Annotated in this window: 22 protein-coding genes; 6 read left to right on the top strand and 16 right to left on the bottom strand. The window is 61.1% G+C overall.

The genetic code is table 11. From position 1 onward, the window contains the following. The first annotated feature begins 128 nt into the window (after positions 1 to 128). On the top strand, positions 129 to 1,883 hold the full coding sequence (locus ACQY5P_RS14025) for a S1 family peptidase (protein WP_428407492.1): 1,755 nt from the start codon (positions 129 to 131) through the stop codon (positions 1,881 to 1,883). Positions 1,884 to 1,948: 65 nt separating this feature from the next. Here the strand turns inward: ACQY5P_RS14025 and ACQY5P_RS14020 are convergent, their stop codons facing one another. Continuing rightward, the gene (locus ACQY5P_RS14020) at positions 1,949 to 2,767 is read right to left on the bottom strand and encodes a hypothetical protein (protein ID WP_428407491.1); all 819 of its coding nucleotides are present in this window, start codon (positions 2,765 to 2,767) and stop codon (positions 1,949 to 1,951) included. 224 nt (positions 2,768 to 2,991) lie between these two features. Here ACQY5P_RS14020 and trmD point away from each other — a divergent pair, with 224 nt between their 5' ends. Beyond that, positions 2,992 to 3,717, top strand: a complete 726-nt coding sequence (gene trmD / locus ACQY5P_RS14015; RefSeq protein WP_428407490.1) for a tRNA (guanosine(37)-N1)-methyltransferase TrmD — start codon at positions 2,992 to 2,994, stop codon at positions 3,715 to 3,717. Beyond that, positions 3,717 to 4,091 (top strand): 50S ribosomal protein L19, encoded by a 375-nt coding sequence (gene rplS, locus ACQY5P_RS14010; protein ID WP_428407489.1) that lies wholly within the window; start codon positions 3,717 to 3,719, stop codon positions 4,089 to 4,091. Before trmD ends, rplS begins: the two co-directional genes overlap by 1 nt. Before the next feature lie 71 nt (positions 4,092 to 4,162). Here the strand turns inward: rplS and ACQY5P_RS14005 are convergent, their stop codons facing one another. From ACQY5P_RS14005 to ACQY5P_RS13985, 5 genes are all read right to left on the bottom strand, one after another. Continuing rightward, positions 4,163 to 5,353, bottom strand: coding sequence for an alkaline phosphatase D family protein (locus ACQY5P_RS14005; RefSeq protein WP_428407488.1), 1,191 nt, complete (start codon positions 5,351 to 5,353; stop codon positions 4,163 to 4,165). Positions 5,354 to 5,418: 65 nt separating this feature from the next. Continuing rightward, a complete protein-coding gene (locus ACQY5P_RS14000; RefSeq protein ID WP_428407487.1) occupies positions 5,419 to 6,849 on the bottom strand; it encodes a M20/M25/M40 family metallo-hydrolase in 1,431 nt (476 codons plus the stop codon). A 90-nt stretch (positions 6,850 to 6,939) separates the two neighbouring features. Further along, positions 6,940 to 7,371, bottom strand: coding sequence for an SET domain-containing protein (locus ACQY5P_RS13995; RefSeq protein ID WP_428407486.1), 432 nt, complete (start codon positions 7,369 to 7,371; stop codon positions 6,940 to 6,942). A 195-nt stretch (positions 7,372 to 7,566) separates the two neighbouring features. Continuing rightward, positions 7,567 to 8,103: a GNAT family N-acetyltransferase gene (locus tag ACQY5P_RS13990; RefSeq protein WP_428407485.1), complete on the bottom strand. Its 537-nt coding sequence runs from the start codon at positions 8,101 to 8,103 to the stop codon at positions 7,567 to 7,569. Beyond that, positions 8,100 to 9,236, bottom strand: coding sequence for a glycosyltransferase family 4 protein (locus ACQY5P_RS13985; protein WP_428407484.1), 1,137 nt, complete (start codon positions 9,234 to 9,236; stop codon positions 8,100 to 8,102). The genes ACQY5P_RS13990 and ACQY5P_RS13985 overlap by 4 nt, the downstream gene beginning before the upstream one ends. A 177-nt stretch (positions 9,237 to 9,413) precedes the next feature. Between ACQY5P_RS13985 and ACQY5P_RS13980 the strand changes: the two genes are divergently transcribed. After that, positions 9,414 to 9,761, top strand: coding sequence for a hypothetical protein (locus tag ACQY5P_RS13980; RefSeq protein ID WP_428407483.1), 348 nt, complete (start codon positions 9,414 to 9,416; stop codon positions 9,759 to 9,761). Positions 9,762 to 10,192: 431 nt separating this feature from the next. Here ACQY5P_RS13980 and mdh read toward each other — a convergent pair whose 3' ends face one another. The 4 genes from mdh to ACQY5P_RS13960 form a co-directional block, all read right to left on the bottom strand. After that, positions 10,193 to 11,155 carry a malate dehydrogenase gene (gene mdh / locus ACQY5P_RS13975; protein ID WP_428407482.1) on the bottom strand — a complete coding sequence of 321 codons (963 nt, stop codon included), beginning with the start codon at positions 11,153 to 11,155 and terminating at the stop codon, positions 10,193 to 10,195. 109 nt (positions 11,156 to 11,264) lie between these two features. Then, positions 11,265 to 11,882, bottom strand: coding sequence for a LysE family translocator (locus ACQY5P_RS13970; protein WP_428407481.1), 618 nt, complete (start codon positions 11,880 to 11,882; stop codon positions 11,265 to 11,267). A 4-nt stretch (positions 11,883 to 11,886) separates the two neighbouring features. Beyond that, the gene (locus ACQY5P_RS13965; RefSeq protein ID WP_428407480.1) at positions 11,887 to 12,606 is read right to left on the bottom strand and encodes an outer membrane protein; all 720 of its coding nucleotides are present in this window, start codon (positions 12,604 to 12,606) and stop codon (positions 11,887 to 11,889) included. 89 nt (positions 12,607 to 12,695) lie between these two features. Further along, positions 12,696 to 14,141, bottom strand: a complete 1,446-nt coding sequence (locus ACQY5P_RS13960; RefSeq protein WP_428407479.1) for an alanine/glycine:cation symporter family protein — start codon at positions 14,139 to 14,141, stop codon at positions 12,696 to 12,698. 279 nt (positions 14,142 to 14,420) lie between these two features. On the opposite strand from ACQY5P_RS13960, the gene ACQY5P_RS13955 reads away from it, so the two are divergent. Then, the gene (locus ACQY5P_RS13955) at positions 14,421 to 14,840 is read left to right on the top strand and encodes a hypothetical protein (protein WP_428407478.1); all 420 of its coding nucleotides are present in this window, start codon (positions 14,421 to 14,423) and stop codon (positions 14,838 to 14,840) included. A gap of 278 nt (positions 14,841 to 15,118) precedes the next feature. Here the strand turns inward: ACQY5P_RS13955 and ACQY5P_RS13950 are convergent, their stop codons facing one another. The 4 genes from ACQY5P_RS13950 to ffh form a co-directional block, all read right to left on the bottom strand. Continuing rightward, positions 15,119 to 16,003, bottom strand: a complete 885-nt coding sequence (locus ACQY5P_RS13950; protein WP_428407477.1) for a DUF4349 domain-containing protein — start codon at positions 16,001 to 16,003, stop codon at positions 15,119 to 15,121. 123 nt (positions 16,004 to 16,126) lie between these two features. Then, positions 16,127 to 16,336 (bottom strand): hypothetical protein, encoded by a 210-nt coding sequence (locus ACQY5P_RS13945; RefSeq protein WP_428407476.1) that lies wholly within the window; start codon positions 16,334 to 16,336, stop codon positions 16,127 to 16,129. Positions 16,337 to 16,462: 126 nt separating this feature from the next. Then, positions 16,463 to 16,861: a 30S ribosomal protein S16 gene (gene rpsP / locus ACQY5P_RS13940; protein WP_428407475.1), complete on the bottom strand. Its 399-nt coding sequence runs from the start codon at positions 16,859 to 16,861 to the stop codon at positions 16,463 to 16,465. A gap of 31 nt (positions 16,862 to 16,892) precedes the next feature. Beyond that, a complete protein-coding gene (gene ffh / locus ACQY5P_RS13935; protein ID WP_428407474.1) occupies positions 16,893 to 18,431 on the bottom strand; it encodes a signal recognition particle protein in 1,539 nt (512 codons plus the stop codon). A gap of 419 nt (positions 18,432 to 18,850) precedes the next feature. Here ffh and ACQY5P_RS13930 point away from each other — a divergent pair, with 419 nt between their 5' ends. Continuing rightward, on the top strand, positions 18,851 to 19,507 hold the full coding sequence (locus tag ACQY5P_RS13930; RefSeq protein WP_428407473.1) for a VPLPA-CTERM sorting domain-containing protein: 657 nt from the start codon (positions 18,851 to 18,853) through the stop codon (positions 19,505 to 19,507). Between the two features lie 69 nt (positions 19,508 to 19,576). Here the strand turns inward: ACQY5P_RS13930 and ACQY5P_RS13925 are convergent, their stop codons facing one another. Continuing rightward, positions 19,577 to 19,915: a hypothetical protein gene (locus ACQY5P_RS13925; RefSeq protein ID WP_428407472.1), complete on the bottom strand. Its 339-nt coding sequence runs from the start codon at positions 19,913 to 19,915 to the stop codon at positions 19,577 to 19,579. A 140-nt stretch (positions 19,916 to 20,055) separates the two neighbouring features. After that, entirely contained in the window at positions 20,056 to 20,451 is a 396-nt protein-coding gene (locus ACQY5P_RS13920) for a hypothetical protein (protein ID WP_428407471.1), read from the bottom strand. Between the last annotated feature and the right edge of the window lie 74 nt (positions 20,452 to 20,525).

Raw genomic sequence — 20,525 nt, 5'->3', positions numbered from 1 at the left:
CCCATCAACGATACTCAGCGGTCACGCTCAGAGCGCTAAACTTTCAGTAGATTACCGAAAATCCTGAGTTTACTATAAAGCGGGGTTCGGCGGGGCCAGTATTGTCCTCGCCGAAAGAGTATGGGGCGGTGACGTTGAACATCCAGAAACATGCTGGCGTTGCAATCATAGCCATTCTGGCCATTGCTCTGCTCATCAGCGAAATTGCGCGGTTTAGAACGGATCGCGGCTATCGTGACCTATCGAACGAACTCACCGAAACGCGCCAGGTCGCCGACACCGCCCTGAAAGCAGTCATCCCGGCCGCCATACTTAAAGAGGCGGACAAATCCGTCTACATGGTGCTCAACCATGACGAGCATTACGGGACCGCTTTCGTTATTGACCGCGATCGCGGCGTTCTCGCCACAGCCGCCCATGTGGCCTCAGAGCTCGACTTCGATGCTGAAGAAAAAGCCTACTCAATCTTGAACCGGCATACGGGAAAACCGTTGCGAATTCGCAACGCGAAAATCCATTCTGGAAGTACGAGATTTCGGAAACTGGTTGAGACGTACCAGCCTGTTGATCCTGACTCGAGCATACGCACGCCCCGATTTTTCAGGATTTACGACATGGCGCATGACGGCGCCTTGCTGTTTGTCGATCCCTTTGATCCTGAAACAGGCGAGAACTTGCTTGGTCCGAACTTGCCGCTTGGCGATGAAGAAAAGCTTCTCGCGCTTTCCGCCGGCGAGCCGATCGCCAGCATCGGCTATCCCGTCGACACGCTGACAGCCAACCTTACGGAAGAGAGCGCCGCTTCACGGATTGAAAGAGGCGTGATCTCCTCGATGATTGCGCCAATCGATCTCGTGGAGCGTTCGAAAGATCCTGTCGCGAACAATCTTATCGTTCACAGAATGGCGATCGCGCCCGGCAATAGCGGCGGGCCGCTGCTCGATAAGGACGGAGACGTCGTGGGGATCAACTCACACAAGTCCTTTTCCAGTTTTTCAAATGGCGACGGCGTCGCGCAGCGGGTTGATGTCATCTATGACCTCATCACGCCCTATCTTGAAGAAGATCGCCTCGAAGGCGTTTATTTGCCCGAATGGACGACACGCCTCAATAAATGGCCAAAAGCCGAGGATGTATTTCCATACGCTTTATATTACCGGCATGCGGACATCGACGACTCTGAGGCTGACGCGCCTGAAAAGCTTAAAGACATTGAGATAGCTGACAAGAAGCCGTTTGACGTCACCATCGATCGGGTTGAGTTTTCCGAACTGACATCCCGCTACGTTCATTTCGCGTCTGACCTTGTTGAAGCAAAAGAAGAAGAGGACGAAGAGGAAGAGGACCGCAATCGCATCAAACAGGAAGCCGAAAACCGGCCTTCCTTCCTGATCGAGGGCTTTGGTCAGTACTACGCTTATTCCTTTACGCTTCAAAAAGACCGGCGCTATGTCTTTTTTGCCTATGATTATGCGATCGACTGGGAAACGCCGGGCTACTGCCCCCTGAGGCTCTACCACAGAAGGCTTGGCGAGACGGAACTGAGGAGCGTGCGCGAGCGTCATCTCACCTCGATCCACATCGAGCCTCGCAGCAATCCGAAGGCCCGAAACATTTATGAAGTTATTGTTCAGCGGCCTTTCTGCAGCGCCGAAAGCAAAGAATTTTCGATTGGGGTCTTGAGCTGGAAAGCGGACAGCGATGCGACCGCAGCGGATGTCCCCCAAACAGCGCTGCGAAAAGCCGTGCCGCAGGCCGCCATACAATTCGCATCTTCCATAGAAAACGCTTTCAACTGCAATGGAATGAGCCTGGGCGACCCGGCAGAATGCGAGCGTTCCATAAAGGTCCGGAATACGACGCCGGAACTATATGACGAGTAGGTTCAATCCGCCTCTTCCTCAACGCTTGAACCCTAGGATCAACTAACTCGCATCACTCTATAGGGTCAGGCGCGCCGCGCCGCCGCGCGCGGCCAGATCAGCCTCACGATTATCAGCCAGACAATCAGCACGATCAGCGGAATGAACGCCAACGCGAAAGGCATCGGCGAAGCGTTGAACCAGTCCGGAAAAACCTGCGGCTGGCCGAGAAACAAAGATCCGGCCGCGATGAACCACGACACGCACATGCGCCATAAATGCCGCGCGATGCGCGCGGGCCCTGCAAGTCCGCGCCGCAAGATAACATTGAGCTCCCCGAGGACGGCGGCTGATCCCGCAACAATAAACAGGATGAACGCCTGCGGCGGCGATCCGTCCACCGTGCCTGTCGGGCTCGCCGCGCCCATCTGCATGAACAAGAGCCCCATGCCGGTAATGGCCAGCGCGATGAAGAGGCCGAAAATCTCGGCCCTCCCCGCGGCAACATCGCCGCGGCGCGCCGTGCGCCAGCCGGTGATGAGCAGGTAAAGCGCCAGCACGCCAGCGGTGAAATTCGGCCGCTGCCCTTCCGTCAGGAACGGGGCGACGCCGGCGCCGATGAGATAGGTGACGAACATCGCAGCGAGGAAAACACTGCCCGCGGCGCGATGTACGGTTGCGCCTTTTTTCGAGAGCACCGCAAGCACGCCCGTCAACAAGCCAATCGCGCCGCCGCCAATATGCAAATAAAGCAGCGCATCCGCGCCGAAACGCGCCCAGGCTGGGGCGTCTGAGGCGACTTCCAGATGCGCAGCATGCGCGCCGCCCGCCAGCGCCGCGATAGCGCATAGAGCCGAGACCGCCCGAACAGTTTTACGGGCCTTGCGTGCGGCAGGTCTTTTCATCGGAACCCTCACGCAACGTAATGGCGTCTTTAATACGGCCATATCCATCCCCTTCGCACGGCCAATACGGCGCCGCACGCGAACTATCCGGGTCCGGCGGATCGCCTGCAATTTGAAAGCGATCACCGGCGCTTATTCGTCGACAGACGGTTGGCGATCATTGCGGGACCCGCGCGCCCATCTCCGGCTTGTCTCCCCCTCGCCCCCATGCCATCTCAAACCCCATGACCTGGCGCGCGACCGTTCTAACCCTGTTTCCGGAGCTCTTTCCGGGCCCGCTGGCGGCGTCCGTCCTAGGACGGGCCGCAGGCGAGGGCCTGTGGGCGCTCGATACGGTCAACATCCGGGATTTCTCGGACAATAAATACGGGTCCGTCGACGATACGCCCGCCGGCGGCGGGGCGGGGCTCGTCATGCGGGCCGACATTCTGGCGGCCGCCATCGATTCCGTGCCCCGAAACGACCGGCCCCTCCTCTGCCTCACGCCCCGGGGGACGCCGTTTACCCAGGCCCGAGCCCATGAGCTGGCCGCCGGGCCCGGCCTCATCGCCCTCTGCGGCCGGTTCGAGGGGCTCGACGAGCGGATTTTCGAGGCCCGGGGGATCGAGGAGGTCTCGATCGGGGATTTCATCCTGGCGGGTGGGGAAATCCCCGCCATGGCCCTCATCGAGGCTTGCGTCAGGCTGCTTCCGGGGGTATTGGGCTCCGCTTCCTCCCTCGGGGAGGAAAGCTTTGAGGGCGGGCTGCTGGAATATCCCCAGTATGCGCGCCCGAGAGAATTCGAGGGCCGGGCCATCCCGGAGGTGCTGCTTTCAGGCGATCACAAGAAAATCGCCGAATGGCGGCGCGAAAAGCGGCAAGAAATAACGCGGACGCGACGACCGGACCTCTGGGAGAGGTTTTCATCTGACGGTCCTATCCGGCGCGATGACAACAAGGAACCGAAGTGATGAACATCATCGAGCAACTCGAAAAAGAACATATCGCCGAACTCGGCAAAACCATTCCCGACTTCGCGCCGGGCGACACCGTGAAGGTGAACGTCAAGGTGAAGGAAGGCGACCGCGAACGCATCCAGGCCTATGAAGGCGTCTGTATTGCGCGCAATGGCGGCGGCCTCAATGAAAGCTTCACCGTGCGCAAGATCTCTTTCGGCGAAGGCGTCGAGCGGGTCTTCCCGGTGCATTCGCCGCTGGTCGATTCCATCGAAGTCGTGCGCCGCGGCAAGGTGCGCCGCGCGAAGCTCTATTATCTGCGCGACCGCCGCGGCAAGTCGGCCCGCATCGCGGAGAAAACCGACAACCGCCCGAAAAAAGAAGCCTGAGCGTTTCACCTCAACCGGATTTGAAAACGGGGCCCTTCGCGGCCCCGTTTTTGTTTCCGATTGACGAGACCTTATTGCAGCGAATTGAGATCGACCGTCTCGGCGAGGTAAGTCTCGCCGTCCTTGCTGCGGATCGAAACATTCACGGCGCGCGTCTTCCAGTCGATGTCGATAAGGCCGTAATTGGCGTCATAGATCATGTCGCCGAGACGGTTGGGCCCCGGCTCCATATAGGTCTCGCCGCTTTGCGCGCGCCAGATGCTCGCCGGCAGATTGAGGGACGACGACGTCGCTTCGAACAACGGATAATCGTTGACCCCTTCCTTGCGATAGAGCGCCGCGCCATGACGGTCGCCGGAAAGAATGACCACGCCGTTGACGCCAAGCTCCGTGATCGTCTTGTAGAGCCGCGCGCGTTCATGAGGGAACAGGCGCCACGCCTCCCAGCCATGGCCTTCGGCGATCACCTGAATGGACGAGACGAGCAGACGCAACTCGGCGGGCTTTTGCAGCTCCTCGGCGAGCCAGCGCCATTGCGCGTCGCCGAGCAATGTCTTCGACGGATCGTCATCGGGCAGCCAGCGCTCCTTGCCGTGGGCGCCGCGCTCATCGCTCGGGGTCAGGGGCGATCGGAAAAACCGCGTGTCGAGCATAATGATCTGAACGCGCTTGCCCTCCTCGCCGACGATCCAGGAGCCGTAAACGCCGGGCCGGGCGCGGCGCGGATCGTCTTCCGGCACCGCCCAGACATAGTCGAACAAGGCTTCCGACTGTTCCTTGAGCGGATAATCGCCGCCGCCGTCATTGACGCCGTAATCATGGTCGTCCCAGACCGTGAGCATCGGCGCTGCAGCGCGCACGCGCGCAAAAGGCTCAGAGCGCGCAAGGCGCATATAGGCGGTTTTCAATTCTGGAAGCGCCGGCTCATCGGGGCTCACATCGCCATAGACATTGTCGCCTATGTAAAGCGTGAGATCGGGACGTTCCGATGCGATCCGGTCCCAGATCGACTGGTCGCCATTCTGCTGCGCGCAGGAGGCGAAGACGATGCGGGTCAGGGTTTTCGTTTGATCCAGCGGCGCCGACGGCATGGGAATGGCGCGGATCGCGCCATCCGGCTCATCCGGGCCCGGATACTGAATTGTATAATATCTTGTCTGAAGGCTGCCGCCGTCATCAGCATCTGTTGGTGTTGCGGCGCACGATGCGAGCAACACCGCAGCGCCCGCCGACGCCAGCACATTTGTGATGAATATCTTCATGGCCAAACCCCTATTCCGCCAGCGCCTTTATAGGGCCTGCGTATGACAGGTTTTGGCATGAATGCTTATTGCCCAGTTTCTTTCACCGGCAGCCGTCCGAAATCGCCCTCCAGCTCCGAGGCGATATAGACAAACGCCGCCCAGGCCGCGACATTCTGGCGAAGGTCTTCGGGGTCGACCTTGTCGAGGGTGTCGTCCGGCGTGTGGTGAAGATCGAAATAGTCGGTCCCGTCCTGGCGCAGGGAGACGACCGGCACGCCGAGGTCGCGGGTCGCGCCGATATCGGCGCCGCCGAAGGCCATGTTGTTTCCCGGCGTGACGGCGAGGCGGCGCAGCGCCGCTTCAAACACTTTTCCTTTCGGCGCCTCCTCGTCGCTGAAACGCGTGTCGAAGCGATAGACGCGCCCGGCGCCGAAATCGGATTCCGCCGCGAGGACATGTTTGTCCATTTCGTCCTTATGGGCTTCGGCGTAGGCTTTGCCGCCATAGATGCCGACTTCTTCCGCGCCCCACATCACGACGCGGATGGTGCGTTTCGGCTTGCCTTTGAGATCGCCGACGAGTTTCGCCGCCGCGGTGGTGATGGCGATGCCGGAGGCGTCGTCGATGGCGCCCGTTCCGAGATCCCAGCTGTCGAGATGGCCGCCGATGACGATGATTTCGTCCGTCTGCCCCGGAATTTCACCTATCACGTTGCCAGAAATCACGCTCTCCGCCGTTTCGACCTGCAAATCGAGCTTCACGATGACCGGGGCCTTGGCGCGTTCGAGCGCTCGCGCGAGTTGGTCGGCGTCGGGATTGGAAAGCGCCGCCGTCGGCACGGCGGTTTCGCCCGCGCCGCTCAAGGCGCCGCCGGTATGCGGATTGCGATGGCTGTCCGTGCCGGCGGAGCGGATCAGCGCCGCGACGGCGCCGCGCTTGCCGGCTTCGACCGCGGCCTGGCTGCGTTTTCTCACCGCCGTCCCGTAGCCAGACCCGTCCTGCGTCCGCGCCATGGGCTCGTCGACGAAAACGATCTTGCCCTCAAGGCCGGTCTCCGGCGCGTCTTGTAACTCAAGCAGCGTACGGAACCGAACCACTTCGCCCGCGACGCCGCCTTCGGGCGTTCCCCTGGAACGTCCGAGCGCGGTCACCGCCAGCGGCTGCGGGAAAGGAGAAACGATCTCTGCGCTTTCGGAGATGCGCGCCCAGTAAGGCATCTCATAGGTCTCGATACGGACATTCTTGAAACCGAGGCGCTTCAGCTCCCGCACGCCCCATTCCCGGGCGCGCGCTTCCGCCGGGGAGCCGCCGAGGCGCGGACCCACTTCCGTCGTCAGGCTTTCGAGAAGATCCCAGGCGAGGTCGTCTTCAAGTCCCGCGTCGATCAGCCGGTCGACGGTCGCAGCCTGAGCCTCGGTCAGGGCAGGCGGCGGCGCCTCCTGCGCGTTTGCCTGTTGACTAAATGTTGCGGCGGCCGCCGCCGCTGCAAGCATGGCAATAATATTTTTGCGCATGGATGAGGCCCCTTGTCTGACGCCGCCATGATCGGGCGCGTCCGCCGAAGGTCAACCGCTAAATGGCGCTGCGCGCTTTAGCCGCCCATCTCAGTCCCCGATATGGCCGTTCGACATCGCCTTTTTGGTGGCGAAGGCGGCGACCATGGACGGCATTAGAGCGAATTCCGGATCGAACTCAGCATAGTTGCAGAGGAGCTCCTCCCCGGGGGCGATGTCGCGGGTCGCATAGCCTTCGATCACCCTTGTGAAGTCCGTGTTGGGCTCCAGCGTGTGGTTCATGAACCGTCCATTGTCGATCTCGATGACCAGCATGTCGGGCCGGTCATGGGCCGGATAGGCGTATTTCCTGAGGAACTCCTGCATCATCGGCGTCTGCTCGTTCAGCCACGCGGCCGGGACGAGGCGGTCGAAGTCGGGCTCATAGCGCCAGATCAGGGTTCCCTTCTTGATGGTTTCGCTCGCAAAGACTCCAACACCTTCGACGTCGCTGGGGGCGACGTAAGTCGGAACAAGCATCATCTTCGGATTGTCTCCAAGCCGGACAAATGGGGACGGCAGCCCCCGCGTGCGCCTGCACGCTGATTAAGACTCGGTTGTTGCCGGCGCTGACCTTGCCTTGATCGCTTTCGCGACCGGAGCGTACGGCTCGACGGCAATGAAATGAGATCGTCAAAACCGGGAGGATTTCAAGCGGAAATTTCCGGCGGCGGAAAATTAGCCGAAGCGCGCGAGCCAGTCCTCGCGCTCCGCGGCCCAGATGTCGAGCCTGAAGCCCCAGAACTCGAATGTCTCGCCGGTCTTTTCCTCGCCGATCTTCCGGGCGACGGCTTGGCTGTTTGCGTTCTCAGGAAGAATGCAGGAGATGATCCGGGACAAGTCCGGGAACTGATCAAATGTCCATTTGACGGCGCCGACAGCCGCCTCCGGCGCGTAGCCTTTTCCCCAATGAGGCCGCGCGATGGACCAGCCGCATTCGATCCCCGGCCAGCCCTCGGGCGCCCACGGGCCGACGCGCCCGACCCAGTCGCCCGTTTCCTTCTCCTCCACCGAAAACCAGCCGAAGCCGCGAATGTCCCAATGGCCGAGATAGGACGCGAACTGCCGCCAGAGATCGTGGCGGTCTTGGGGTTTGCGATTGGGGCTGAGGCTCGCCGCCACATCCGGGTCCTGCATCATGGCGATATGGGCCTCGCAGTCCTGCGGCGCCAGAGGACGCATGATCAGGCGTTCGGTTTCAATGCGGATAGTCATACCCTAGCTTTCAACTTCTCTGCGATCGCTTCGACCCGGCGCGCATTGCCGGCCCAGGTGTAGTCGCGCTTCTTTAGGGTCTCGCGGGCCGCGGCGCCAAGACGCGCACGCAGACCGGCATCGCCCACAAGCATTGAGAGCGCCGTCTCGAATTCTCCCTCGCCGAACAGGAGGCCGTCCTCGCCGCCGGTCAGCACCTCGCGGATGTTCGGAGCGGACGGCGCGACGATGGGTTTGCCCTGCGCCATATATTCGAACAGCTTCAGCGGCGAGGCGTAAGGCACAACGGCTGGCTGCAGCGCGATGTCGAACGCCGCCACATGGGCCGGCATCTCTTCGCGCTGGACGACGCCAGTGAACGCCACGCGATCCGCGACGCCAAGCTCATGGGCCAACTTTTCAAGACCGGCCCGCGCAGGCCCGTCACCGACGATCAACAAGCGGAGATCATCGCGTCCCGTCTCCGCCAGAAAACGAACGGCGCGATCGAGCCCATGCCAGTCGCGCACGAAGCCCGCAAAGCCGAGCACGAGCTTGCCCTCAAGCCCATAACGCGCGCGCACTGGCGCCGGATCCTGCGGCGTCAGGAAACGCTCCTCGACGCCGTTCTGGATCACCTCGATGCGGCTTTCAGGAACGCCGGCGGCGCGCACATAATCGGCGAGCGCCTCGGTGACCGGCAAGACCATGTCGGCCGAGCGCCAGATCGCCGCCTCGCTCCGCTGCGCCCAATCTTTGAAAAAGAGATTCCCGTGAGCGGCGCGCTCCTCCGCAAGCGGCGCGTTTACTTCCATGAGCAGCGGCAGGCCGGTTTTGCGCTTCAGCCAAACGCCCGCGTGATAAAACAAGTTGTAGCGCTCATAGAGAATATCAGGCTTTGACGACGACGCCTGCGCTTGCACGCGGCGATAAGCCGGAAAAGAATATCCGTACTCGGCGCATTCATAGAAAGGCGCTGGCAACAGCGCCGTTAGACCGCGCCGCGCCGCTGCATCAAGCTTTCCGGACGTATCGTTATCCGGCCCGCACATGACGATGTCATGCCCGCGCGCCTTCAGCGCCTCAGTCAGCGAGGCGATATGAACACGCTGCCCGTCGGCGGCCCGGGTGCGATGGGAGTAGAGAAACTTCATCGCACGGCTTCTATCCCGATGCGCGCCCGCCTGGCTACGCTTTTGACGCGAACATGGCGGCGGATGCACACGCTTGGCGCGATGATTGCCGGCAAAATGCCGCAAGTCTTCTTTGCAGCGCTTGCGCGCGCGCACGGCGGCGCGCAGCATTGGCACGGGTTATGAGTGGAGAGCAACATGCGCCTTCCGGCAATCGTTCTGGCAGCCCTCGCCGTCATGGGCGGCGCGGCTCATGCGCAATCGAGCGTCAACATTCTGACGACCGGCAGCAAATCGGCGCGCAGCGCCATGACCGGCGAAGCGAGCCTGACGCAAAGCAACGGCGTGCGCCTCTACAAGGGGAGCCCGCGCAAGGAAGAACCGGCTCTGCTGGGCGGAGAACCGGCAAAAGACTGCAATGTTGAAATTGAAATCCGCGACCGTCCCTGGCGCAGCTTTCGCCGGCTGCGCACGCAAGGATTTTATTCGGGCGTTCCCTATCCCTCGAGGCAATACACGCAAGGCTTTTACAGCGGCCGCCGCTAGATTGCTTTTTATTTGAGAATCATATCGCGGCTTTAGGAAACAACGTCGCCGCTTGGTTGCGCCATCGCGTTTTCACTGACAAGAAACGCGCAAGCGGCGACGCATAGGCATTACATATTTCGACGCATTCGCACCTACACACCTCACCCCTGCTTCAGGCAGGATGTTTGCGAGAAGCCATTGCGAGCCCCTGCGCCTTATCCGGCGATCCTTTGATGTCATGCGGTACGCCGCCGGTTTGATGGTGGTGATGTTACGGTCTTCCCATGACCAAAGCGTTAAGCCTAATAACAAACATGACGTATACAAACTAATTCCAAAATCAGGAACAGGTTCCAGAATTCACATTCCGCATAGCGGAACCTTTTCCGATTTTTGAGCAACAAAAAAAGGCGCTCGAAAGCGCCCTTTTTCTTAGCATCTATGAGCCCTTAGCCGAGGCTCGGATCGAGCTTGACGCAAGCCGCCATCAGCTCTTTCACGGCGTCGACGGAGTTGTCGAACATCTTCTTTTCTTCGCCGGTGAACTTCACTTCGACGATGCGCTCGCAGCCTTCGGCGCCGAGAACGATGGGCACGCCCACATAAAGATCGTTGAGGCCGTACTGGCCGGAGAGCTGCGCCGCGCAAGGAACGACGAGCTTTTTGTCTTTCAAATAGCTTTCCGCCATCTGGATCGCCGACGCAGCAGGCGCGTAATAGGCGGAACCCGTTTTCAACAGCGCGACGATCTCGCCGCCGCCCTTGCGGGTGCGGTCGACGATGGCGTCGATCTTGCCTTGCGTCGTCCAGCCCATCTCGATGAGGTCGGGCAAGGGAATGCCGGCGACAGTGGAGTAACGAACGAGCGGCACCATGGTGTCGCCATGGCCGCCTAGAACGAACGCCGTGACGCTTTCGACGGAGACGTTGAATTCCTCTGCGAGGAAGTAGCGGAAGCGCGCTGAATCAAGAATGCCGGCCATGCCGATCACCTTGTTGGCGGGGAGGCCGGAAAATTTCTGCAGCGCCCAAACCATGGCGTCGAGCGGGTTGGTGATGCAGATGACAAGCGAGTTCGGCGCATGGGCCTTGATGCCTTCGCCCACCGATTTCATCACTTTGAGGTTGATGCCGAGGAGGTCGTCGCGACTCATGCCCGGCTTCCGCGCGACGCCCGCGGTCACGATGCAGACATCGGCGCCGGCGATGTCCTTGTAGTCCTGCGTGCCTTTCAGATGGCTGTCATAGCCGTCGATGGGCGAGCTCTCGGCGATGTCGAGGCCCTTACCCTCGGGGATGCCTTCCGCGATGTCGAAGAGGATGACGTCGCCAAGCTCTTTCTGGGCGGCGAGATGGGCGAGCGTGCCGCCGATCATGCCGGCGCCGATGAGGGCGATTTTCTTGCGGGCCATGGGAAATCTCCTTGAAATATTGGCGCGTCCAGCGCCGGGGGATCCGTCGGCGCGTGGTCTAGCGCAAGGCGCCCCTTATTTGAAGGCGGCGGAACGTCCGGCTTGCGGTTTATTTGCGCGAGAGCGCGAGCCCTGCGGCGGCGGCGATCAGGACCCCGCCGGAGATCCGGTTTCCCCAGCGGCCGAGGCGCGCAAACAGCGGACGGGCGCGGTCGGCGGCAAGGGCCCAGCCGGAATCGATCGTGACGCTGACGGCGAAAAAGGTGGCCGCCAGCAACGCAAGCTGCGGCAGGGCCGGGGCGTCCGCCGAAACGAAAAGCGGAAAGAACGCTGCGTAAAAAATCAGCGGCTTCGGATTGAAGAACGCGACGAAAAACCCTTCGGCGAAGAGCCGCCGCGGCGACTTCGCAGGCGGCGCGGAAAGATCGTCCGGCGCCAGCGCCGGGCGTTCTCGCAGCGTTTTGACGCCGAGATAGAGAAGATAGCCGGCGCCCAGCCATTTGATCCAGAACAGCGCGTCGCCAAGCCGCGCGAGCAGCGCCGACAGGCCGAAGCAGACGAGCAGCATGTGAAGCATGCAGGATGTCGCCGTCCCGCCGATGATCCAGAAAGCCTTCTTCGCGCCCCAGCGGATGCTCGTCGCCGTGACGAGCGCGACCACGGGACCCGGCGTGATGATCAACAGCGCCGTGGCTGCGACGAAGGCGAGATAAAGCTCGATTGTCATGGAGCTAAAAGCGTCTGCGAAGCGACACCATTACCGATGAGGACTGATAACGGTCGCCGGTCGCGGCGCGGCCAAACGGACCCTCGGCTGTGAATTCATCCGCTGACGGACCGAATTCAAGCTCGTTCGTGCGCAGATAGATATATTCGAAATCCGCCGTAAAGCCGGTTCCCATCTCCAGCGAGACGCCCGCCCTGCCCTGATAGGCGAGCGCCGCATCGCGTTCGGCGTTTTCGTTTGAGACGAACGCGCCGCCCACCCCGCCGCCAATGAACGGCGTCAGGGGCGAGGAATTGGCGAAGTCGAAAAAGAAATTGGTCATCAGAAAATGCGCCTTGATCTCAGCATCGGGATCAAAAGAAACCGGGTCAGAACCGTTTTCTTCAGTAAACCCTCCCAACAGCGTGACCTGATCTATGTCCGCCTTCGAATACCGATATTCCAGTTCGGTGCGGATCCCGTCCGCATAGTCGAAGCCAAGCGCAGCAGCGGCCGTCAGACCTTCTGAAAAATCCAATTGTTGTTCTGTAGGCGGCAGTGAGCCAGCAGAGAATGGTCCGCTCGGATCCATATTAAAGGCCAGATCCTGCTCCCAGTCGCCGGCGATGGAGACGCCCGCACCAAGGCGGATATAGGCGCCGTCTTCAACCGGCGCATCCTGTGCGGCGGCGCTCGCCGAGATGGCTGCAATTCCGGCGATGATGGGAAGAAAACGGTTTTTCACCCTGACGCTCCTTCAACTCTCTGACCCAGAATAGACGCGCCCGGCCTGGGAGCCAAGCCGGGCGCGAAATCACTTCACTGACGATTTCGTCAGAGCCGGCCCTTCTCCTTCGCCATGGCGACAACCACGGGACTGAGGAGAAGGATCGCGATCAGGTTCGGGAACGCCATGGCGGCGTTCGAAATGTCGCCGAAGCGCCAGATGAAATCGATGGGCTGCAGCGCGCCGATGAACACCATCGCCACCCAGACATAGCGCACAGGTTTCGCCAGGCCGTCCCCGAAGAGATAGGTCACCGCCTGCTCCATGTAATAGGACCAGCCGATGATAGTGGTGAACGCAAAGAGCGCGAGCGCTACGGCGATGAAAATGCCGCCCGGAGAAATGACGGTTCCGAACAGCGTGACATCCGGCAGGCCGTGGCCGAAGACAGCGGTCGTCACCTGCGCCCCCTGCAGCGTCGTCGATTGCCAAGCATATTCCACAACGCCGTCGCCTGACGCGTATTGTCCATCCACGGTGAGAATGACGAGCGCCGTCATGGTGCATATGACAAGCGTGTCGATGAACGCGCCGAGCATGGCGATTTCGCCCTGGTAAACAGGATCGTCGGTCTTCGCCGCCGCGTGGGCGATGGCGGTCGAGCCCTGTCCCGCCTCGTTCGAGAAAAGGCCGCGGGCGACGCCGAATCTGATGGCGGAAAGCACGGTGTAACCGGCGATGCCGCCTGCCGCCTGTTCAAGGCCGAAGGCGTAGGAGAAGATTTCCTGAAACGCGAGCGGAATGTGCTCGGCGTTCATGACGAGCATCACCACGGTGACGGCGATATAGCCGAGCGCCATGGCCGGCACGACTTTCCCCGCTACCGAGCCGATGGATTTGATGCCGCCGATAATGACGATGAAGGTGAGCGCGGCAATCACAAGACCCGACACCCAGGTCGGCACGGGCAGTTCGGATTCGATCGCAGTCGCGACCGAATTCGCCTGGGTCATGTTGCCGGTCACGATCGCTGAAAACACGGTGCCGAGCGCGAAGAACACCGCAAGCCAGACCCAGCCCTTTCCGAGACCGTTCTTGATGTAATACATCGGCCCGCCGTGAATATGCCCGTCAGGGTGTTTCTCACGATATTTCACCGCAAGGCTCGATTCCGCGAAGGCGGCGGCCATGCCGAAAAACGCCGTCACCCACATCCAGAAAATCGCGCCCGGACCGCCGAGCGACAACGCCGTCGCAACGCCTGCGAGATTGCCCGTGCCAACCTGGCCGGAAAGCGCCGTTGAGAGGGCGTTCCACGGCGTGATATCGCCGCCGGCGCTGGGGTCCGTATTGTCCTTGCGGCCGCGGAAAAGATTGCCGAACGCCGGGAGCAGGCGGCGGATCGGCAGGAACTTCAACCGGATCATGAAATAGAGGCCGGCGCCGAGCAGCATGACCACCATGGGCGCCAGCGGCAGAACCGCCGTCGCCCCCCAAGTGCCGCCCCAGATAAAGCCGCTCACATTGTCGACGAGCGTATAGAATTGTTCCATTTGGACTTTGTACCCCTTGATACTGATCGCGCCGCTCTCCGCCCCGCGGCGTCTGGTTAAAATTCGCGCGAGATTAGGCGGGCCCGGCCCCCGGGGGCAATAGCGGGGATGGGAAAGCCACCCCCGGCCAATTGCGGCGAAACCGGCGCAAATCAAGGCGATTTTGTGAACCAAAACAAGGCTGTGACGCCCATCACAGGCCCCCGCCGCGTTCCCTCCTATAGTTAATTCCATCGAGGCGCCGAACCGACGCCTCCCAAGACCAGGAGAGAGAGAGAAATGACCAACCGCACGATTTACATGTCGATCATCGCCTTCGCCGCCGCAGCCGGGGTGAATGCAAATTCAGGCGCCCATGCCGAAGAGCCGGGCTACGCGACCCTGACCCAGTTGATCCAGGAAGATCTCAATGCCGATCAGGACGCCTTCACCCTCGCGCTGATCGAACGCACGAACCAGAAAATCAACGCCCGCATGGCGAAGATCGAGAATGTCTTCAACCCGCTCGTCGCCTTCGGCGAATTGCCGGAAACCACGGTCGAAACCGCCCGCGCCGACACCGCCGCCAATCTCGACTCGGTCGTTATGGCGAGCGCCGAATTCGAAATCGCGAAGGACGCCGCGAACATCGAAAATCCGTTCCAGCCGCGCCTGCCCATGCCGACGGGGATTGTCGCTTTCGCCAGCGAGGAACGTTGAGCGCCGGTTCTCTCCTCCCGGAGAGGCGCCGCGCATAAGAACCGGCGCCTTTTCAGGGGGAGAGACGGAACACCGACACGAGAGATTGCGCCCGAGGGGGAGCAAGCGGTCAGAGAGCCGAAATGGGGGGAACCTGTCTGGGGGAGACTGGGGGAGACGAAAGCGGGACAATCGGCCAAGGTCTGGCCGGCTTGGGGGACTACTCCCGCTTTCAATCAAGACGGCCCTGAAGCGGCGCTGCGTATCGCGTCACGCTTCGGGGCCGTCGCTTTTTTCGTTCAGGCTTTTGCGCGGCGCCCGCGCCACCAGGCGCGCAGAATGAAGAGAACGCCAAGCGCGATCAGGAAAAACGGCCAGGCGCGGGCGACGAAATTCACCGCCGAAGCGAGCGACGCAACGGAGGTTCTGAAGAAGTCTTTGAACGCCTCCGACAGCGGCTTTAAGACGCCCGTCGAGGTTTCCGGATCGCTTTCATAGGAAATCGTCAGCGCCGACATGTCGACGCGGGCGCGAGCGGCCGCGCGCTGGGCGGTCATGGAATCGATCTCGCCTTGCACATCCGCAAGCGCGCGTTCGGCGGCGAGAACATCGCTCAAATCCCCGTCGCGGGTTTCGAGCAGATTTTTGATCCGCTCGCGCAAAGCAAGCTTCGCCTCAAGCCGCGCATCGAGATCGACGATATAGGCGGTGAGATCTTCCGTGTTCACATTGTTCGACGTGACGCGCCCGCCCGCCTTATCCGCATCCGCCGCAATATTGTCGCGGAACGACGCGAGCCAGTCCGGCGCGGCGCGCAAATTCAGATAAGCCGAAACATGATCCTCGCCCCAGGAATTCACCGAGGAGCCGAGCACCTGGCACAGCTTCGGCCCCGCATCGGCGCAGGCTTTTTCATGCGCCTCTTTCAGGGGCGCCACCGCCGCCTTCGGCGCCATCACGCCCATGGAATAGGAATAGGCGAGCATCATTCCCGCCTCGGCGCCCGGTTCCGGAGCAGGTTCGGACGGCGCCATCGCTCTTGCCGGCGCGCTTTCCATTCGCTCCATGGCGACGCCGCCAACGGCGCGGTCGCCCGAAAAATTATCCTCATAAGACTGGTCGCAGGCGGCAAGCGACAGCGCCGCCGCCCCTGTAAGAAGAAGCCATTTCCGTCCGGTCATCATATGGAACCCCATTCTTCACCCGGCCTCATCCTAGCATAAGATCAAAAGCGGCGGCTTCAGGGCTGAAAGGAAAAAGCGCGCCTCAAGAGGCGCGCTTTCCTGGATTGGGGCAGACCCCGTGAATTAGTCGTCGTCGTCGTCAAGGACGTCGGCCGGGCCTTTGGTGTCCGGATCGCCGTCATAGGCTTCTTCGAGCGGATCGAACTCGCCGTCATTCTCCGTCGCCTCGTCATAGCCGATGGCGCCGGCGCCCGCCGCGGCGCCGAGCAGGCAGCCGGAGAGGGACATGCTCATGAACAAGAGCGCGACGATTGCGGTCAGGGATTTCATCATTCCGGGTCTCCTTGTTAGCAGGCGCGTGAAATGGTTGTTCACGCGCCCGTGGCAAACTCATCAACGAGCCGCTAACAGGGAAATGCAGAACAGGTTCCCTACGGACAAAAGCCGAGAAGAAACAGCCTATTCGGCGGTTTCTTCAGCAGACGCCTCTTCGGCCGGCGCTTCTGCGGGGGCATTGGCCGCCGCTTCGCGCTCGGCGCGTTTTGCAGCGCGTTCCTTCGCCGCGGCGCCAGGCTCGCCTTTTTGCGGGTTATTGCCGTGCTCCCATTTGACAAGGCCGTTCACGGAGAAAAAGCGCGCGACGCGGTCGGTCGGCTTCGCGCCTTTGGACAGCCAGTATTTGGCGCGTTCGTCATCATACTGAACGCGCTTTTCATCATCGCGGCCGAGGAGCGGATTGTAGGTGCCGATCTTCTCGATGAAGCGGCCGTCGCGCGGATTGCGCGAGTCGGCGACGACGATCGAGTAGAACGGGCGTTTCTTTGCGCCGCCCCGGGCCAGTCTGATTTTCAACGACATGTTGGTCTTCCTTCTTGGTTGATTTCAAAAACTATTTCTTCTTCCCCGGCAGCCCGCCGAAACCCGGCGGCAATGCGCCTTGTCCCGAGAGCGCCTTTTCGATGGCGTCGAAATCGAGATCATCCGCTGACGGAGCATTGCCGCCTTTGCCGGATTTCGCTTTCGCCTGTTCCAGAAGGGCCGCCGCATCGGGCCCGCCGCCCCCGCCGAAGGGATTGCCTCCGCCCATTCCGGCCATCTGGGCCGCGAGGCCTTTCATGCCGCCCTTGCCCATTTTTTTCATCATGTCCGCCATCTGGCGATGGGCTTTCAGAAGCTTGTTCACTTCCTGAACCGATGTGCCTGAACCGGCGGCGACGCGTTTCTTGCGTTTCGCGTTCATCAGCGCCGGTTTCTTGCGCTCCTGTTTCGTCATGGAGGAAATGATCGCTTCCTGACGAACAATCTCTTTGTCGTCGAGGCCGCCGGCCTGATCGACCATCTTCTTCATCTTGCCCATGCCGGGCAGCATGCCGAGGATGGCGCCCATGCCGCCCATCTTGCGCATCTGTTTGAACTGGTCGGCGAGATCGTCCATGTCGAACTCGCCCTTGGCCATTTTCTTCGCGGCGCGCTTGGCCTTTTCCGCGTCCATTTCCTCGGACGCTTTTTCGACCAGCGAAACGATATCGCCCATGCCGAGAATGCGGCCAGCCATGCGTTTCGGCTCGAAGGCGTCGAGCGCATCGAGCTTTTCGCCGACGCCGACGAATTTGATCGGCGCGCCGGTGACCGCGCGCATGGAAAGCGCCGCGCCACCGCGCGCATCGCCGTCGATGCGGGTCATGATGACGCCGGTGACGGGAACGCGCTCTTTAAACTTCTCGGCGGTCGTCACCGCGTCCTGACCGGTGAGCGCGTCGACAACGAGCAGCGTTTCGATGGGATGCGTCAGCGCATGGATGTCGGCGATCTCGGTCATCAACTGTTCGTCGATGGAAAGCCGGCCCGCCGTGTCGAGCATCACCGCATCGAAGCCGCCGAGCTTGCCCGCCTCGATGGCGCGCTTGGCGATGTCGCGAGGGCTTTGCCCGGCGATGATCGGCAGGGTTTTGACGTCGGCCTGCTCGCCGAGAATCTTAAGCTGCTCCTGCGCGGCCGGGCGGCGCGTGTCGAGCGAGGCCATGAGGACCTTTTTCTTCTCGCGCTTCTGGAGCCGGAGGGCGATCTTCGCCGTCGAGGTGGTTTTGCCCGAGCCCTGAAGGCCGACCATCATGAACACGGCCGGGGGCGTCGTCGCGAAAGAGAGCGATCCGTCCGCCTCCTCCCCGCCGAGCATATCGACGAGGGCGTCATGGACGATCTTCACGACCTGCTGGCCCGGGGTCACCGAGCGCAGGACCTCCGCGCCGACGGCGCGTTCCTTGACCTTGGCGATGAAATCCTTGGCGACGGGCAGCGCGACGTCGGCCTCGAGGAGCGCAACCCGCACCTCCCGCAAGGCTTCGTTGACGTCTTTCTCCTCAAGGGCGCCCTTTCCACGGAGCCCCTCGAAGATCGCGCCTAAGCGATCGCTTAAAGATTCAAACATCAGACCCCTTTCGGTCTCGAAACTTCTGATCCGCGGCCATTTCCGCCAGCCGCCGCCTTCAAATATGCCCTGCCGAAGCCGGAACAACCGCCAAACGCAATGTACCGCCGCGAGAGCATTACTCTGGCGGCGGCGCTCCCCTGACCCGTCCCAATTTTGAGGCTTGGGGGTCGTTCAGGCGGAGACAGGAAACACTACGGTTTTCCGAAATCCGGCAGGGCTATAGAGGATCGGCCCCATCCGCGCAAGCCGTCAGCCATTCCGGCCCCGGTCCTTATCGCCCCCACCTTGAATGTTTTCCCGAAAATACAACCGCCGGGGCGTGTTGTTGACGCCCGACCAATCCTAGCACCGCGCCCGCGCAGCCTTTTGGCGGCGTTTGTGCACAGCAAGAACAATAACATCTGGAGTATCTCAGAATGAAATTCCTCAACCTCATGGGCATCGCGGCGGCCGGCGCCGTCATGCTCAGCGGCGCCCAGGCCGCAACCTTCTATTTCGGCGGCAATGGCGGCGACCTCGGCAAGTCCGAAACCTTCGTCAGCGGCCCGGATTCGGTGACGGCCATCGCCGTCAACACCGAAGAGCCGGAAGCGCCGTCTCTGCACCAGACCATTTTGGGACTGGGCGTCACGACCGGCCGCGGCGACATCGACCAGCTCGACAATATCGGCGACGACGAAGCGATCGTTCTCGATTTCGGCGCGCTGGCCCAGTTCGACAGCATCACGCTGTCGCTCGCCGGTTTTTATGACGACATCCGCATCTACGGCTCCAACAATGCGGCCGTCGCGGCGATCACGTCCGGCGGCCTCAGCGCGATCACGTCGATCAGCACGCTTCTCGCCTCGGCGAGCGGCAATGGCATTGAAGGCTTCGCCACGATCGACCTTTCCGGCATCGCATCGGCCTATCGCTACCTGATCGCCACTATCCCGGGCGGTTCGGGCGACGGCTTCCGCGTGAAATATGTGACGGCTGAAGTTTCGGACGTGCCGGTTCCGGCCGCGCTGCCGTTGCTCCTCAGCGGCATTGCCGGTCTCGGCTTCGCGTCGCGCCGCCGCAAACAAGCCTAAGTTTCTTCCGTCCAGGAATGAAGTAAGAGAACGCCGCGCGGATAAGCGCGGCGTTTTCATTTCAACGCCCTAAAACCATTTCCGCCATTTTTCGATATTGCGGTTGTAAACACCCATCAACCCGCCCTCTGAATATTTGTCGAGAATCTTGAGAATGCCTAAGCCCCACATCGTGGCGACGATCAGGCTGAAAACGATGTTCGATGCGGCAAGTGAAAAATAGTAAGTCGCCGCCAACGTATCCGGGAAGAAAAATCGGCCCAGCAGGTGCCAGCTATTGATCACGAAATACAGGAAATAGTAGATGAAAAACGCGCGGTGAATGAAGGCGCCGTTGAGGCTTTTCGTATGCCAGAACTGCCAGAATAGCACCATCCCGATAATCGCGACGGGCGCGATCAGATTCACCGACGCGCTTTTCATAAACGCGTAGAAGGTATTGTCCAAGATCCAGTTTATAGCGATGACTGTTGACGCCAATTTCAGGTTCTTGGACCCAGAAAAATAGCAGAGGGCGACCCCGAAAAACAGGAACGCCCCAAAACGTGCTACGATAATCCACTCATTAGCAGAGATGCGATCACCTCCGGCGGATCCTCTTTGGGCGTGCCGCCCGCCTGCAAGAATACAAACGCCCCCTTCAGGGCGAGCGCCTCGATCGCACTGTGACTTTTTGAAACGACTTCCGCAAGATTCAAGAGCCAGGCGTTCCCGTCATTCGGCGCAAGAGCCGCACGTTCTATCGCAGAAGCGTATTTGACGAGCGACGCATCGCCCATTTTGTCGGCCACGCTGGCCCCGGCGGCCGTGACCGCGGCGAGACCGGCAAGCACCGGCGCCTTGTCGAGCGGCTTGCCCGAGGCTTTGTCTTTCGCCGCTTCTTTCAGGGATTTTTCGAAACGCAGGAGAGCGATTTGCTCGCTGCGCAGATCTTTACTTCTCATAGGTCTTTCTCCACTCCCGGCCTCATACCGGTGTAAAAAGAAGACCCAATTGAATTTAATCTGCAGTTAAATGC

This window comes from Hyphococcus sp. (assembly GCF_965267305.1).
Classification (GTDB): Bacteria; Pseudomonadota; Alphaproteobacteria; order Caulobacterales; family Parvularculaceae; genus Hyphococcus.
The sequence above is the reverse complement of the archived record's forward strand: the minus strand, read 5'-3'. Positions and strand labels throughout refer to the sequence as shown.

Bases quoted from the DNA above. Each gene is read 5' to 3' on its own strand.
- ACQY5P_RS13985 (WP_428407484.1), bottom strand. From the start codon at position 9,236: ATGAAGTTTCTCTACTCCCATCGCACCCGGGCCGCCGACGGGCAGCGT.
- ACQY5P_RS13920 (WP_428407471.1), bottom strand. From the start codon at position 20,451: ATGAGAAGTAAAGATCTGCGCAGCGAGCAAATCGCTCTCCTGCGTTTC.
- ACQY5P_RS13995 (WP_428407486.1), bottom strand. From the start codon at position 7,371: ATGATGCTTGTTCCGACTTACGTCGCCCCCAGCGACGTCGAAGGTGTT.
- ACQY5P_RS14005 (WP_428407488.1), bottom strand. From the start codon at position 5,353: ATGAAGATATTCATCACAAATGTGCTGGCGTCGGCGGGCGCTGCGGTG.
- rpsP (WP_428407475.1), bottom strand. From the start codon at position 16,861: ATGTCGTTGAAAATCAGACTGGCCCGGGGCGGCGCAAAGAAACGCCCG.
- ACQY5P_RS13930 (WP_428407473.1), top strand. From the start codon at position 18,851: ATGAAATTCCTCAACCTCATGGGCATCGCGGCGGCCGGCGCCGTCATG.
- ACQY5P_RS14000 (WP_428407487.1), bottom strand. From the start codon at position 6,849: ATGCGCAAAAATATTATTGCCATGCTTGCAGCGGCGGCGGCCGCCGCA.
- trmD (WP_428407490.1), top strand. From the start codon at position 2,992: ATGACCTGGCGCGCGACCGTTCTAACCCTGTTTCCGGAGCTCTTTCCG.
- ffh (WP_428407474.1), bottom strand. From the start codon at position 18,431: ATGTTTGAATCTTTAAGCGATCGCTTAGGCGCGATCTTCGAGGGGCTC.
- ACQY5P_RS13980 (WP_428407483.1), top strand. From the start codon at position 9,414: ATGCGCCTTCCGGCAATCGTTCTGGCAGCCCTCGCCGTCATGGGCGGC.
- ACQY5P_RS13970 (WP_428407481.1), bottom strand. From the start codon at position 11,882: ATGACAATCGAGCTTTATCTCGCCTTCGTCGCAGCCACGGCGCTGTTG.
- ACQY5P_RS13950 (WP_428407477.1), bottom strand. From the start codon at position 16,003: ATGATGACCGGACGGAAATGGCTTCTTCTTACAGGGGCGGCGGCGCTG.
- ACQY5P_RS13955 (WP_428407478.1), top strand. From the start codon at position 14,421: ATGACCAACCGCACGATTTACATGTCGATCATCGCCTTCGCCGCCGCA.
- mdh (WP_428407482.1), bottom strand. From the start codon at position 11,155: ATGGCCCGCAAGAAAATCGCCCTCATCGGCGCCGGCATGATCGGCGGC.
- ACQY5P_RS13945 (WP_428407476.1), bottom strand. From the start codon at position 16,336: ATGATGAAATCCCTGACCGCAATCGTCGCGCTCTTGTTCATGAGCATG.
- ACQY5P_RS14020 (WP_428407491.1), bottom strand. From the start codon at position 2,767: ATGAAAAGACCTGCCGCACGCAAGGCCCGTAAAACTGTTCGGGCGGTC.
- ACQY5P_RS13990 (WP_428407485.1), bottom strand. From the start codon at position 8,103: ATGACTATCCGCATTGAAACCGAACGCCTGATCATGCGTCCTCTGGCG.
- rplS (WP_428407489.1), top strand. From the start codon at position 3,717: ATGAACATCATCGAGCAACTCGAAAAAGAACATATCGCCGAACTCGGC.
- ACQY5P_RS13960 (WP_428407479.1), bottom strand. From the start codon at position 14,141: ATGGAACAATTCTATACGCTCGTCGACAATGTGAGCGGCTTTATCTGG.